This window comes from Klebsiella electrica, from assembly GCF_006711645.1.
In the GTDB taxonomy this organism is placed as follows: Bacteria; Pseudomonadota; Gammaproteobacteria; order Enterobacterales; family Enterobacteriaceae; genus Klebsiella; species Klebsiella electrica.
Window position 1 is genome coordinate 1,478,893 of record NZ_CP041247.1, and the last position, 12,613, is coordinate 1,491,505.

Sequence of the window (12,613 nt, forward strand, 5' to 3'; positions counted from 1 at the left end):
ACCGCCATGTCCGACAATAAATTAAATGTTATCGATCTCCATAAACGTTACGGCGAGCATGAGGTGCTGAAAGGCGTCTCGTTACAGGCGCAAGCCGGGGACGTTATCAGCATTATCGGTTCATCGGGTTCCGGTAAAAGTACCTTTTTGCGCTGCATTAACTTCCTGGAAAAGCCCAGCGAAGGCACGATAGTGGTTAATGGACAGAATATCGGCCTGGTCCGCGACAAAGACGGCCAGCTGAAGGTCGCAGATAAAAACCAGCTGCGTCTGCTGCGTACGCGCCTGACGATGGTGTTCCAGCATTTCAACCTGTGGAGCCACATGACGGTGCTGGAAAACGTCATGGAGGCGCCGATTCAGGTTCTCGGGCTGAGCAAACAGGAAGCGCGCGAGCGGGCGGTGAAATATCTGGCGAAAGTGGGTATCGACGAGCGTCAGCAGATCAAATACCCGGTGCATCTCTCCGGCGGTCAGCAGCAGCGTGTCTCCATTGCGCGTGCGCTGGCGATGGAGCCCGATGTACTGCTGTTTGACGAACCCACTTCCGCGCTTGACCCCGAACTGGTCGGGGAAGTGCTGCGGATCATGCAGAAGCTGGCGGAAGAGGGGAAAACCATGGTGGTAGTGACCCATGAAATGGGCTTTGCGCGCCATGTCTCCTCGCACGTCATTTTCCTGCATCAGGGTAAGATTGAAGAGGAAGGTCATCCGGATGAGCTGTTCGGCAATCCGCGAAGCCCACGCCTGCAGCAGTTCCTGAAAGGCTCCTTGAAATAAGCCTTGCCGTCTCTCCCGGCGATACCGTTCGCCGGGAGTGGATTACCGCTCCAGCCGATATATCCAGTCATCGTAATCGACGCCGTTCAGGTGACAGGCTTTTTCCAGCACCTGAATCCGCACAAAACCCTGTTTTTCCAGCAGACGCGCCGACCCGATGTTGTCACCCAGTACCCAGGCGTTAATGGCATTGACGCCGAGCTGGCTAAAGCCGTAATCACATATCGCCCGCAGCGCTTCACGGGCATATCCCTGACTCTGCGCCTGCGGGATGAGAGCATACCCGACATCGGCTTCGTGCGGATTTTTACTGCTAATGCGCAGACCGATATCACCGATGGCCTCGCCCTGTTTATCGCGCAGCACAAATACGCCGGGGTCAGCGCAGCGCGCAGCAAACAGGGTGCGCAGCGCGGGTTCATCGAGTATTTCGCCCATAAAGCGCATCACCTCGCGGTCGCGACGCAGGCGGAGGAAAAAAGGCCAGTCAGATTCAGTAAACGGGGAAAGCAGGAGTCGGGGAGTGGTTAGCGTCATGATAAACGGGCCATTTCGGTAGTTCGTCCGCTAACCTTAACACCAGAAAGGATCGGATTGCATGATCTTATACCGTTCCGTTGCGGTGAATTACCCGGCGGCGGGTGAAGTCGGTAGCGGTTTGTCGAGCCCGTGAAAATAGTGCAGCACGGTTTCGCTGCGCCGGGAAGCGCGCAGCTGCAGGGCCAGGTTCAGGCTATCGAGGATCTCTGCATGCTCGACCAGCGGAGAGTCTGCGGCAATTCTTTTTTCCGTGACCAGCCAGTGGACGATGGTTTTCCAGCGCCACAGCGGCGAGTTGCCTTGTACGCGCTGCACGGGGCCTGGGAATTTTCCTGAGCCTCGAGCCCCATCTTTCAGCAGGGCGATGGCCTGTCGGGAAAGGCCGGTGAGTTCGGCGATATCGCTTAAGCCTACCAGCGTCGCGTCAACGGACTCAACCCGGGCATTGAGTCCTGATGAAGATTCGATGTTATCGATCGCCGACAGAATTGCCCGTTCAAGCGACTCACTCTCACGATCGAATTCCAGATATACCGCCGTCCCGTAAAAACAAACCAGGGCATCAGTACAACCGGCGTGATGCAATGCATCCTCAAGACCTGGCGTCCGGGCGCTAACGCCTGACAGCGTGAGCGTGAAGTTGTAGAGGGCCATCATTTGCTACCCTTGTAATGAAGTCGGGTCGCCGGTGTTTAGCGGCAGCGCTCGACCATTCTGATAATTTGCCTGGCGTGATTCTCGGGAGCGCTCGGTGTAGACCAGACGCTCATCATATGTTCACGATGCGCGGTTGTAACGCACCTGAGCCGTCCGAAGCAGTGCGCGCTATTCCCGCCAGCGAAAAATCTCCCCTCGCGATCGAGCATAGGCAATGGCTGCTCTGATGTGTTTATCCGGATGTTCCTTCATCAATGCGTCCTCTGATACTGAACCTCTCGTTGACGGATGTCAACAAGGCGCTGTCGATAAAATCGACATCAGGACCTTATGACAGAGAGCAGAAGAGGAGGCTGGAACAGGCTTCACAGCGATAGCGAAACGGCGGCAGGAGAGCGAGTGACTGCGAGACAGCTTCCACAGGTGAAATCAGGGGAGCTCCCGGGAGAAAGACCATTCTCCCGGGATGACTATACGGCGTGTTTAGCCGACGATATTTCTTAGCGCTTCTTCCAGATCGTACCAGCGGAAGCCAAAACCGGCATCCTCCAGGCGCCGGGGCAGCGCTCGCTGCCCGCCGAGCACCAGTACCGACGACTCTCCCATCAGCAGACGAATGGCCGTGGCCGGTACGCGGAAAATTGCCGGACGATTCAGTACATGCCCGAGAGAATGAGCAAACTGTTCATTGCGGGCCGGATAAGGGGAAACCATATTGAAAGGCCCGCTGAGATCGTTGTCCAGCAGCCACAGAATGCCGTTAACCATATCGTCGATATGAATCCAGGCCAGATACTGTCTGCCGTTACCGATAGGGCCGCCGAGACCAAGCCGGAAGAGCGGCATCATTTTGGCCAGTATCCCGCCCGTCGGCGCCAGCACCACGCCGGTGCGCAGCAGGCAGACACGGGTGCGATCGCTTTGCGCCTCGCAGGCCAGTTGCTCCCAGCGGGCGCAGAGTTTGTGGGTGAATTCATTGTGCGGCGGCTCATCCTCGGTCACCACAACTTCCCCGAGATCGCCATAAAAGCCGACGGCAGAACCGCTGATCAGTACGGCGGGGGGCGTATCGCTGGCGTTGAACAGGTTCACCAGCTTTTGAGTGATATCCCAGCGGCTGTGACACAGGCGCTGCTTTTGTTCCGCCGTCCAGCGTTTGTCGGCGATAGGTTCGCCCGCCAGGTTGATGACGGCATCAATATCATTGAGGTGATGATGTCCCTCGAAGCCGCGCCACAAGGTGACACGGGCATCCAGTCGGGATTGCGCTTTTTCCGGGCTGCGCGTTGAAACCGTTACGTGATGCCCAAGCTCAAGCAGCCGGGGGATCAGATGCCGGCCAATCAGGCCGGTACCGCCAGTAAGCAGAATCCTCATAGCGCCTCCCTAAGAAGCTTAGCGCCGCCAGCTCATGGTCATGGAGACGGAGTCGGCGTAGCGCAGTGCATAAAGTTTATCGATCTCAACTTCAGCATAAGTGACCCAGTGATGTTCGCATGCGATGTCGAGCACATCCTGAGTTAATTTTTCCAGCAGTGAGAAGCGGTTATTCTCAATGTGGCTGATGATACGTTTGGTAATCGTGCGGTAATTCAGCGCATCGTTAATATCTTCACTGTTGCGGGAACGCTCCGCCGGGTAGTGAATCGCAACGTTGACCACCACATCCTGGCGGTTAGCGATTTCTTCTTCTTTGATTCCGATAAAAGTACGTAAACGTAGGTTCTTTATACGAATAATGGCGTCTGGCTGAGACATTGCAGGCTTCCTCCGTGTTGTCATTTCCGCAATCATACATGAAAGCAAGCCATGCGAGCAGGGGGGTTATTGGTGTTGTATTTTTATCAGCGCCTGAACGGTGGCCGGGCGCTGACGAATGCGTTCAAACCAGTTATGAATTGCCGGAAAATGTGCGAGATCAATACGCTGGCGAGGGTGGGCGCGCACCCACGGCCAGCAGGCAATGTCGGCAATACTGTAATGTTCGCCGCCAAGCCATGGACTGACCTCCAGACGACGGTTCAGTACGCTATACAGCCGCTGGGTCTCGACCTGATAACGCTCTATGGCATAGGGCACCGCCTGCGGCGCGCGATGGTTGAAATGGTGATTCTGTCCCAGCATAGGGCCTAATCCGCTGACTTGCCAGAACAGCCACTGTAGCGTGGTGTGACGCTCACGCAGCTCGCTACTCAACAATTTCCCCGACTTTTCAGCCAGATAAAGAAGAATCTCCCCGGATTCAAACAGGCCGAGCGGCGCCCCGCCGTCGACGGGGACGTGGTCGACGATGGCCGGAATTTTGTTATTCGGCGAGAGAGCGAGAAACTGTGGGCGAAACTGTTCCCCTTTGCTGATATCGACCCGAATCAGCCGCCAGGCTAGCTGCGCCTCTTCGAGAAAGAGAATGATTTTTTGGCCGTTAGGGGTGGGGGCGTAGTAAAGGTCGATCATGGTGACTCCCGCCGTCGTAGGTCGCACTTGTTCGAGTATAGGCGACCTGTCGCCATCCGGGAGGAGGGGGCGCTAAATTTTGCCTGCGGGACCGGGACAGTCGCGCAATTCACGCGCCAGCAAAGGCCTTCAGCCCAGGCGGAACGCGGCTGCCGGGGTAATACAGGTGTAGCCCGGCAAATGACGAACACCATTCATCCATCACGCTGACGAGCCTGCCGCAGGCCAGATCTTGCTGGATAAACCAGTCCGGGATGAAGGCCAGGCCAAGTCCGGCAAGTGCCACACAAATGGATGGCGGCATGGCCAGCGCAAACCATTAAACAGGCGATGGAGACACTGGCGCGCTTCGAATTTATTGAACCGGCGGGGCGTGCGCAGGTTGTGATGACGCCGGTCGGCGTGGCGGGGTTGATTACGCCGTGGTGGGGGATATCATTAACCATCACCCCGATATCGCTAAAATTTCTTTCACCGGCTCTACCGCCGTAGGGAAACATATTATCGCCAGCGGCGCGCACACGCTGAAACCTGGCGGTAAATCACCGACCCTCATTCTGGATGATGCCGATGCGCAGCAGGCGGTTGCGTTGGCGATAGAGTCCGGGCGCGTGCTGGTCAATACCCTTGAACATGAACCGCAGGCGCCGTTCGGCGGCTTCAGGCAATCCGGTCTGGGACGTGAAATGGGGAAATGGGGTATGCAGGCTTATCTGGAGCCAAAAACGGTGATGGTCGGCTAGCCGTCAGGGGATGCAAAATCCTCATGGTGCGGTAAGTGACATCCCATAAAAGACAGGATATGTTGACTTATCGCCCCATAATTTATTGAGGATACCATGAGCCAGCCTGTCATTACCCTGTGGTCCGATTCGAGTTTTTTCTCGCCGTACGTGATGTCCGTCTACGTTGCCCTGCAGGAAAAAAGCCTGCCATTTGCTCTTAAAACCATCGATCTCAATAGCGGTGAAAACCAGCAGCCTGGCTGGAAAGGTTACACCGTGACCCGTCGCGTGCCGTTGTTAGAGGTGGAGGATTTCGCGCTTAGCGAATCGTCTGCGATTAGCGAGTATCTTGATGAACGCTTCGCGCCGCCGGAGTGGGAGCGGCTCTATCCCCACGATCTGCAAAAGCGGGCCCGGGCGCGCCAGGTGCAGGCCTGGCTGCGCAGCGATCTGATGCCCATTCGCGAGGAGCGCTCTACCGACGTGGTTTTCGCCGGGCAAAAGAAACCGGAGCTTAGCGCCGCGGGCCGCAAAAGCGCGGAAAAATTATTCGAAACCGCTGCGGAGCTGTTGGCCCACGGCGGCAATAATCTGTTTGGTGAATGGTCGATTGCCGATACTGACCTTGCTCTGATGATCAACCGGCTGGTGCTCAATGGCGATGCGGTCCCGGAGTCGCTGGCGGACTATGCGACATTCCAGTGGCAGCGGGCGTCGGTTCAGCGTTTTGTCGCACTGTCAGCTAAACGCACGGGCTGATTCGCAGCAGCGGTTCCGCTATCATAGGCGCACCGAAATGCGTGGAGACGGAAGAAATGAAGCTGATGTTTGCATCGGATATTCATGGTTCCCTGCCCGCTACTGAACGCGTTCTGGAACGGTTCGCGCAAAGTGGGGCGCAGTGGCTGATTATTCTTGGCGATGTGTTGAACCATGGGCCGCGTAATGCGTTACCCGAAGGGTATGCGCCAGCGGATGTCGCCGTGAAGCTCAACGGCGTCGCGCAGCGCGTGATTGCCGTTCGCGGCAACTGTGACAGCGAAGTCGATCAGATGCTGCTGGAGTTCCCCATGACTGCGCCCTGGCAGCAGGTGCTGAGCGAACGCACCCGCCTGTTTCTGACCCACGGGCATCTGTACAGCCCCGAAAAAATGCCGCCTCTCGCCGCTGGCGATGTGCTGGTTTATGGTCATACTCATATTCCGGTAGCCGAGAAGCGCGGCGATATTTTCCTCTTCAACCCTGGCTCGGTCAGTATTCCCAAAGGGGGATTTCCCGCCAGCTATGGCCTCCTGGAAGGGGACCGATTACAGGTTTTAGCACTTGATGATCATCAGGTTATTGCAGAGGTGGCAATTAACCCGTAATTTACCCCCAACCGTAAAGACGCGCCGCGAGAGCGCTTTCAAAAGTAAGGTTTCCTGATGGCGGAACAGAACGATTTGGCAAGCACAGAATGGGTAGACATTGTTAATGAAAACAATGAGGTGATAGCGCAGTCCAGCCGCGGGCAAATGCGTGCGCAGTGCCTGCGTCATCGGGCAACCTATATTGTTGTTCATGATGGGATGGGCAAAATCCTGGTGCAGCGCCGTACCGAGATAAAAGATTTCCAGCCCGGTATGCTCGACGCCACAGCGGGTGGTGTGGTGCAGGCCGATGAGCAACTGCTGGACTCAGCGCGCCGCGAAGCGGAAGAAGAGCTGGGGATTGCCGGGGTGCCGTTTGCTGACCATGGTCAGTTTTATTATGAAGATAAACACTGTCGCGTCTGGGGAAGCCTGTTTAGCTGTGTGTCGCACGGCCCCTTTGCCTTGCAGGAAGAGGAAGTGAGCGAAGTGTGCTGGCTGACGCCGGAAGAGATTACCGCCCGCTGCGATGAATTCACCCCGGATTCATTAAAAGCGCTGGCGCTGTGGATGACCCGCAACGCCAACAACGATCAGGTGAAAACCGAAAAGCAGGACGAAGCTGAATAGATTTTAGCAGCTATCCCGCAGGCACAAACTGGAGACGATCGTTTTTTGATCGCTCCAGTTTCCGTCATTAAGGCGCGCAAGCAGAGCTCTCCCGGCCTCAATGCCGATCTTATGGTGTGGCACCGTCATTGTTGTTAATGGGGGCTGGCAAACCCGGCTCACATCATGGTTGCCAAATCCAACAACGGCCAGATCGTCAGGTACTTTGATACGCCGACGCTGGCATTCATACAATACTCCGCAGGCCAGCTCATCTGAAACACAGACCAGAGCGTCCAGCTCAGGCCAGGCGAGTAAAAACTCCGGCAATTGCGAAGCACCGGTAGAGAAACTGGGCGGCAGGGCGGCATTAATCACCCGATTCGGTGAGAGATGATGGCGTAGCATCGCTTTATACCAGCCCTGCAGGTGTTGCTGAAAAATCCACTGTTCCTGGTTAGCGCACAGCAGGCCGATGTTCTGGTAGCCACGCTTGATTAACATTTCCGTTAGCTCATACATGGCGGCGACATTATCTATTCCGATATTCATATCAATAGGATCGGCACGCATCGCACCCATCTCCATCACCGGAATAGAGGCATTCTTCAACCAGTGACGGACGGTATCAGAGTGTTCGACGCTGAGCAAAATCGCCGCCGCAATGTTTGATGCCAGCAGCGTTTCGAGTAATTTTTCTTCTTGTTCAAGACGATGCTGCGATTCCGCCAGCATGATCTGGTATCCGGCAGGTTGAAGCACCTGCTGAAGTCCGGCAAACATTTCCGAGCAACCCGCTTCGGAAAGATTGGGGACGACCATGGCAATCGTCCATGAGGAGGCCGAGGCCAGCGCGCTGGCGGCGAGGTTGGGCATATATCCCAGCTCTTGCACCGCGGCTTCAATTTTTTCACGCAGTTTATCGGAAACCTGCTCCGGCGTGCGGAGTGCCCGGGACACGGTCATCGTGCCCACGCCGGCAAGCTGTGCGACATCGGCAAGTGTTACTTTACCGGTACTACGCCGTTTTCGGGTTAGAGACATACACCTTCCTGCTGACCAGACGCGTTTTATTATGATCCCTTGCTGCACGTGACAGGCAGTATACGCCTTAAATCCCTTTTTTTGCTGTGATTTCATCCCATGATTATAATTTGATAGCGCTATCACAATTCTGAATGTTAAACATTGGTAGCGCTATCTTTGTGAGCCTGATCGCAGCCAGGAACGAAGGTGTTGAATAGAGTTTGCTCATCTTTTGCGTTGAAGCGGGAGTAAAAAGTGCTCAAAAACTGGATATATGATACGACCATCACCCTTAAGGATAGCGTTGAGAACTGGCCGCAGGCGCTGGAGCTGTGTGCGAAACCGCTGCTGGATCTGCAGGTGATTTCGCCGGAATACGTTACGGCAATCGTTGAACAACACCGCACATTGGGACCTTATTATGTGCTGGCACCAGGGCTGGCAATGCCGCACGCTCGGCCGGAAGAGGGGGCCAAAGGGCTGGGGCTATCGTTATTAAAACTGAAGAAGGGAGTCTCTTTTGCTGCCGGAGAATTCGATCCCGTGGATGTCATTATTATGCTCGCGGCTCCGGACAAACATAGTCATATCGACATGCTCGCCACACTGGCTGAATTATTTTCCAGTGATGAGGATATGGCTGAATTACATCAGGCAAATACCCTGGAGGAGATAAAAAAGATTATCGACCGCTACTGATTTAATTTCCTGATCCGATTTTTCTCAACATTACGCTCAGGCGTGATGGGGACGAACTCTACTCTAAAAAGGTGATAACAATGAAAATTATGGCTATTTGCGGTTCCGGCCTGGGGAGCAGTTTCATGGTCGAGATGAATATTAAAAAAGTGCTCAAAAAACTGGGTATCGAGGCCGAAGTTGAACACTCCGATCTCTCATCCGCCACGCCCGGTGCGGCCGATCTTTTTGTCATGGCGAAAGATATTGCGGCCAGCGCCAGCGTGCCGGAAAACCAGCTGGTGGTGATCAACAACATCATTGATATCAACGAACTTGAAACGCAACTGCGTACCTGGTTCGACAGAAAATAACCCTGATAAGGCGAGGTGGATATGTTTATCCTTGAAACGCTGAATTTCGTTGTTGATATTTTAAAAGTCCCATCAATACTCGTGGGTTTAATTGCCTTAATCGGTCTGGTGGCGCAGAAAAAGGCTTTTTCGGATGTTGTTAAAGGCACGATTAAAACCATTCTCGGTTTTATTGTGCTGGGCGGTGGCGCCACGGTACTGGTGGGGTCATTAAATCCGTTAGGTGGAATGTTTGAACATGCATTTAATATTCAGGGCATCATTCCAAATAATGAAGCGATTGTCTCGATTGCGCTGGAGAAATATGGTGCATCTACTGCACTGATTATGGCGTTCGGGATGGTGGCGAATATTATTGTTGCCCGTTTTACCCGTCTGAAATACATCTTCCTGACGGGGCATCATACGTTCTACATGGCATGCATGATTGGCGTGATCCTGACGGTAGCCGGTTTTGAGGGCATTGGCCTGGTCTTTACCGGCTCGCTGATCCTCGGTCTGATTATGGCCTTTTTCCCGGCCATTGCGCAGCGTTATATGAAACGTATTACCGGCAATGATGACATCGCTTTCGGGCATTTCGGTACTTTAGGTTACGTGATCTCGGGCTGGATTGGCAGCAAGTTCGGAAAAGGCTCCCGCTCTACCGAAGAGATGAACCTGCCGAAGAATTTAAGCTTCCTGCGCGACAGTTCTATCTCAATCTCGCTGACCATGATGATTATCTACCTGATCATGGCGGTTAGCGCCGGACGTGAGTATGTAGAGGCGACCTTTAGCGGCGGCCAGAACTACCTCGTGTACGCCATTATCATGGCGATTACCTTCGCGGCAGGGGTGTTTATTATCCTGCAGGGCGTGCGCCTGATTCTGGCGGAGATCGTTCCGGCCTTTACCGGCTTTTCAGAAAAACTGGTGCCTAATGCGCGTCCTGCGCTGGACTGCCCGGTGGTCTACCCCTATGCGCCAAACGCGGTGTTGATTGGCTTCCTGTTCAGCTTCCTGGGCGGCCTGGTGGGGCTGTTCATCTGCGGTCAGTTTAGCTGGGTGCTGATCCTGCCGGGCGTGGTGCCGCACTTCTTTACCGGCGCGACGGCGGGCGTGTTTGGAAACGCTACCGGCGGACGCCGCGGCGCGATGATTGGCGCGTTTGCCAATGGTTTGCTGATCACTTTCCTGCCGGTGCTGCTGTTGCCGGTGCTGGGCGCCATTGGCTTTGCTAACACCACCTTCTCCGACACCGATTTCGGCGCGGTCGGGATTGTGTTGGGCAACCTGGCGCGCTTCCTGTCGCCACTGGCCATCACCGGGCTTGTTGTGGCGTTGTTCGCGCTGCTGGTGGCGTACAACGTGTTCGCTAAAAACAAATCTGCGGGCGGTAATTCACAGGAAAACACCGGAGCCAAATCATGAATGTGAATGAGATAACCCATCTGGCGCGTGAGATCCGCGTCGAGACCCTGAAGTCACTGACCCGGCTGGGTTTTGGTCACTACGGTGGCAGTATGTCGGTCGTTGAAACGCTGGCGGTTTTATACGGTGCGGTAATGAAAATTGACCCCGCCGATCCGGACTGGCCGGAGCGAGACTACTTTGTCCTGTCAAAAGGGCACGCTGGCCCGGCGCTGTACAGTACGCTCGCGATCAAAGGTTACTTCCCGATGGAAGAGTTGAGCACGCTGAATCAGAACGGTACACGCTTGCCAAGTCATCCGGATCGTCTGAAAACGCGTGGCGTGGATGCCACCACGGGTTCGCTGGGACAGGGGATCTCAATTGCAGGCGGAATGGCGCTGTCGCATAAGCTGGCAGGTCGACCCAACCGGGTTTTCTGCATTGTCGGCGATGGCGAGCTGAACGAAGGGCAGTGCTGGGAAGCCTTTCAGTTTATTGCCCACCATCGCCTGAATAACCTGACGGTCTTTGTTGACTGGAATAAGCAACAGCTGGACGGCACACTGGACGACATCATCTGTGCCTTCAACCTGGAAGAGAAGTTCCGCGCCTTTGGTTTTGATGTCGTTACCGTGAAAGGGGACGATGTTCCTGGGCTGCTGGCGGTGGTACAGCCGGTTCTGGCTAGCGATGCCCGCCCACGGGTGGTGATTCTTGACAGCATTAAAGGTCAGGGTGTGCCGTATCTTGAGCAGCTCAGCAATTCGCACCATCTGCGACTGACGGAGGAGAGCAAAGCCGCGCTCAACGAGACGATTCGTCAACTGGAGGCCTCACATGATTAAGGTTATACCGGCAGGGCAAAAAGATGCGATAGAGATGCGTAAGGTATACGCCGGGTTTGTTGCTAAACAGATTGAAGCGGGAAGTCCGATTATTGCGCTCGAAGCGGATCTGATGAGCTCTATGGCGATGGACGGCGTGGCGCGGGATTACCCACAGCATGTTATTAACTGCGGCATCATGGAGGCGAACGTCATCGGCACGGCGGCGGGGCTGTCGCTCACCGGGCGCAAGCCATTCGTCCACACCTTTACCGCTTTTGCCAGCCGTCGCTGTTTTGACCAGCTGTTTATGTCTCTGGACTACCAGCGTAACAACGTGAAGGTGATCGCTTCCGATGCGGGGGTCACGGCCTGTCATAACGGCGGGACGCATATGTCGTTTGAGGATATGGGGATCGTACGTGGCCTGGCGCATTCGGTGGTGCTGGAAGTGACTGATGCGGTGATGTTTGAAGATATACTGCGCCAGCTTGTCGATCTCGACGGCTTTTATTGGGTACGCACCATCCGCAAACAGGCACAGAGCGTTTATGCCCCTGGCTCAACCTTTACCATCGGCAAGGGCAACGTGTTGCGTGAAGGCACAGATATCACCCTGATTGCCAACGGTATTATGGTGGCAGAGGCGCTGGAAGCGGCGCGACAGCTTGAGCAGGAGGGGGGGAGCGCGGCGGTCATTGATATGTTTACCCTCAAGCCAATCGACAGAATGCTGGTGAAAAACTATGCCGAGAAAACCAGACGCATTGTGACCTGTGAAAACCACAGTATCCATAACGGACTTGGATCGGCGGTGGCGGAGGTGCTGGCCGAGACCTGCCCGGTACCGATGCGTCGTGTGGGGGTGAAGGAGCGTTATGGTCAGGTTGGGACGCAGGATTATCTGCAGAAGGAGTATGGCCTGACTGCGCATGACATTGTGTCAGCGGCGCGCGAGTTGCTGTAAATAAAAAAGGCGACCGTGTGGTCGCCTTTCTTGCCGGATGGCGCTTCGCTTATCCGGCCTACAAAACCGTAGGCCCGGTGGCGCTTCGCTTATCCGGCCTACAAAACCGTAGGCCCGGTGGCGCTTCGCTTATCCGGCCTACAAAACCGTAGGCCCGGTGGTGCTTCGCTTATCCGGCCTATAAAACCGTAGGCCCGGTGGCGCTTCGCTTATCCGGCCTATAAAACCGTAGGCC

General features: G+C 55.2%; 17 protein-coding genes and 1 pseudogene. 10 read left to right on the forward strand and 8 right to left on the reverse strand.

Annotated features, from left to right (window positions below; translation table 11 throughout):
- Window positions 1-6 precede the first annotated feature (6 nt).
- Window positions 7-780, forward strand: coding sequence for a histidine ABC transporter ATP-binding protein HisP (gene hisP, locus Electrica_RS07140; protein WP_131048234.1), 774 nt, complete (start codon window positions 7-9; stop codon window positions 778-780).
- A gap of 42 nt (window positions 781-822) precedes the next feature.
- Here hisP and Electrica_RS07145 read toward each other — a convergent pair whose 3' ends face one another.
- The 7 genes and pseudogenes from Electrica_RS07145 to Electrica_RS07175 form a co-directional block, all read right to left on the reverse strand.
- Complete coding sequence (locus Electrica_RS07145) at window positions 823-1,320, reverse strand: GNAT family N-acetyltransferase (RefSeq protein ID WP_131048233.1); 498 nt, start codon at window positions 1,318-1,320, stop codon at window positions 823-825.
- Between the two features lie 87 nt (window positions 1,321-1,407).
- The gene (locus Electrica_RS07150; protein WP_131048275.1) at window positions 1,408-1,974 is read right to left on the reverse strand and encodes a helix-turn-helix transcriptional regulator; all 567 of its coding nucleotides are present in this window, start codon (window positions 1,972-1,974) and stop codon (window positions 1,408-1,410) included.
- Window positions 1,975-2,012: 38 nt separating this feature from the next.
- A pseudogene (locus Electrica_RS28790) lies at window positions 2,013-2,229 on the reverse strand (hypothetical protein).
- Window positions 2,230-2,460: 231 nt separating this feature from the next.
- Window positions 2,461-3,354 (reverse strand): TIGR01777 family oxidoreductase, encoded by an 894-nt coding sequence (locus tag Electrica_RS07160; RefSeq protein ID WP_141964083.1) that lies wholly within the window; start codon window positions 3,352-3,354, stop codon window positions 2,461-2,463.
- A gap of 18 nt (window positions 3,355-3,372) precedes the next feature.
- Window positions 3,373-3,735, reverse strand: a complete 363-nt coding sequence (gene folX, locus Electrica_RS07165) for a dihydroneopterin triphosphate 2'-epimerase (RefSeq protein ID WP_015583781.1) — start codon at window positions 3,733-3,735, stop codon at window positions 3,373-3,375.
- Between the two features lie 66 nt (window positions 3,736-3,801).
- Window positions 3,802-4,431, reverse strand: coding sequence for a GSH-dependent disulfide bond oxidoreductase (yfcG, locus tag Electrica_RS07170; protein WP_141964085.1), 630 nt, complete (start codon window positions 4,429-4,431; stop codon window positions 3,802-3,804).
- Between the two features lie 109 nt (window positions 4,432-4,540).
- The gene (locus tag Electrica_RS07175) at window positions 4,541-4,735 is read right to left on the reverse strand and encodes a LysR substrate-binding domain-containing protein (protein WP_407081245.1); all 195 of its coding nucleotides are present in this window, start codon (window positions 4,733-4,735) and stop codon (window positions 4,541-4,543) included.
- Between the two features lie 118 nt (window positions 4,736-4,853).
- On the opposite strand from Electrica_RS07175, the gene Electrica_RS07180 reads away from it, so the two are divergent.
- The 4 genes from Electrica_RS07180 (at window position 4,854) to yfcD (ending at window position 7,135) form a co-directional block, all read left to right on the forward strand.
- Window positions 4,854-5,174, forward strand: a complete 321-nt coding sequence (locus Electrica_RS07180) for an aldehyde dehydrogenase family protein (RefSeq protein WP_407081246.1) — start codon at window positions 4,854-4,856, stop codon at window positions 5,172-5,174.
- A 96-nt stretch (window positions 5,175-5,270) separates the two neighbouring features.
- Entirely contained in the window at window positions 5,271-5,915 is a 645-nt protein-coding gene (yfcF, locus tag Electrica_RS07185) for a glutathione transferase (RefSeq protein WP_141964087.1), read from the forward strand.
- 56 nt (window positions 5,916-5,971) lie between these two features.
- Window positions 5,972-6,523, forward strand: a complete 552-nt coding sequence (gene yfcE / locus Electrica_RS07190; RefSeq protein ID WP_100682794.1) for a phosphodiesterase — start codon at window positions 5,972-5,974, stop codon at window positions 6,521-6,523.
- Between the two features lie 57 nt (window positions 6,524-6,580).
- Window positions 6,581-7,135, forward strand: coding sequence for an NUDIX hydrolase YfcD (gene yfcD / locus Electrica_RS07195; protein ID WP_100682793.1), 555 nt, complete (start codon window positions 6,581-6,583; stop codon window positions 7,133-7,135).
- A 3-nt stretch (window positions 7,136-7,138) separates the two neighbouring features.
- Here the strand turns inward: yfcD and Electrica_RS07200 are convergent, their stop codons facing one another.
- Window positions 7,139-8,158 (reverse strand): LacI family DNA-binding transcriptional regulator, encoded by a 1,020-nt coding sequence (locus Electrica_RS07200; protein ID WP_131048228.1) that lies wholly within the window; start codon window positions 8,156-8,158, stop codon window positions 7,139-7,141.
- 237 nt (window positions 8,159-8,395) lie between these two features.
- On the opposite strand from Electrica_RS07200, the gene Electrica_RS07205 reads away from it, so the two are divergent.
- From Electrica_RS07205 to Electrica_RS07225, 5 genes are all read left to right on the forward strand, one after another.
- The gene (locus tag Electrica_RS07205) at window positions 8,396-8,839 is read left to right on the forward strand and encodes a PTS sugar transporter subunit IIA (protein ID WP_131048227.1); all 444 of its coding nucleotides are present in this window, start codon (window positions 8,396-8,398) and stop codon (window positions 8,837-8,839) included.
- A gap of 80 nt (window positions 8,840-8,919) precedes the next feature.
- The gene (locus Electrica_RS07210) at window positions 8,920-9,192 is read left to right on the forward strand and encodes a PTS sugar transporter subunit IIB (protein ID WP_100682790.1); all 273 of its coding nucleotides are present in this window, start codon (window positions 8,920-8,922) and stop codon (window positions 9,190-9,192) included.
- Window positions 9,193-9,213: 21 nt separating this feature from the next.
- On the forward strand, window positions 9,214-10,605 hold the full coding sequence (locus Electrica_RS07215; RefSeq protein WP_141964089.1) for a PTS ascorbate transporter subunit IIC: 1,392 nt from the start codon (window positions 9,214-9,216) through the stop codon (window positions 10,603-10,605).
- The gene (locus Electrica_RS07220; protein WP_100682788.1) at window positions 10,602-11,432 is read left to right on the forward strand and encodes a transketolase; all 831 of its coding nucleotides are present in this window, start codon (window positions 10,602-10,604) and stop codon (window positions 11,430-11,432) included. The genes Electrica_RS07215 and Electrica_RS07220 overlap by 4 nt, the downstream gene beginning before the upstream one ends.
- The gene (locus Electrica_RS07225; RefSeq protein WP_100682787.1) at window positions 11,425-12,378 is read left to right on the forward strand and encodes a transketolase family protein; all 954 of its coding nucleotides are present in this window, start codon (window positions 11,425-11,427) and stop codon (window positions 12,376-12,378) included. The genes Electrica_RS07220 and Electrica_RS07225 overlap by 8 nt, the downstream gene beginning before the upstream one ends.
- The last annotated feature ends 235 nt before the right edge of the window (window positions 12,379-12,613 follow it).

Bases quoted from the DNA above. Each gene is read 5' to 3' on its own strand.
- hisP (WP_131048234.1), top strand. From the start codon at position 7: ATGTCCGACAATAAATTAAATGTTATCGATCTCCATAAACGTTACGGC.
- Electrica_RS07150 (WP_131048275.1), bottom strand. From the start codon at position 1,974: ATGGCCCTCTACAACTTCACGCTCACGCTGTCAGGCGTTAGCGCCCGG.
- Electrica_RS07160 (WP_141964083.1), bottom strand. From the start codon at position 3,354: ATGAGGATTCTGCTTACTGGCGGTACCGGCCTGATTGGCCGGCATCTG.
- folX (WP_015583781.1), bottom strand. From the start codon at position 3,735: ATGTCTCAGCCAGACGCCATTATTCGTATAAAGAACCTACGTTTACGT.
- yfcG (WP_141964085.1), bottom strand. From the start codon at position 4,431: ATGATCGACCTTTACTACGCCCCCACCCCTAACGGCCAAAAAATCATT.
- Electrica_RS07175 (WP_407081245.1), bottom strand. From the start codon at position 4,735: ATGCCGCCATCCATTTGTGTGGCACTTGCCGGACTTGGCCTGGCCTTC.
- yfcF (WP_141964087.1), top strand. From the start codon at position 5,271: ATGAGCCAGCCTGTCATTACCCTGTGGTCCGATTCGAGTTTTTTCTCG.
- yfcE (WP_100682794.1), top strand. From the start codon at position 5,972: ATGAAGCTGATGTTTGCATCGGATATTCATGGTTCCCTGCCCGCTACT.
- yfcD (WP_100682793.1), top strand. From the start codon at position 6,581: ATGGCGGAACAGAACGATTTGGCAAGCACAGAATGGGTAGACATTGTT.
- Electrica_RS07200 (WP_131048228.1), bottom strand. From the start codon at position 8,158: ATGTCTCTAACCCGAAAACGGCGTAGTACCGGTAAAGTAACACTTGCC.
- Electrica_RS07210 (WP_100682790.1), top strand. From the start codon at position 8,920: ATGAAAATTATGGCTATTTGCGGTTCCGGCCTGGGGAGCAGTTTCATG.
- Electrica_RS07215 (WP_141964089.1), top strand. From the start codon at position 9,214: ATGTTTATCCTTGAAACGCTGAATTTCGTTGTTGATATTTTAAAAGTC.
- Electrica_RS07220 (WP_100682788.1), top strand. From the start codon at position 10,602: ATGAATGTGAATGAGATAACCCATCTGGCGCGTGAGATCCGCGTCGAG.
- Electrica_RS07225 (WP_100682787.1), top strand. From the start codon at position 11,425: ATGATTAAGGTTATACCGGCAGGGCAAAAAGATGCGATAGAGATGCGT.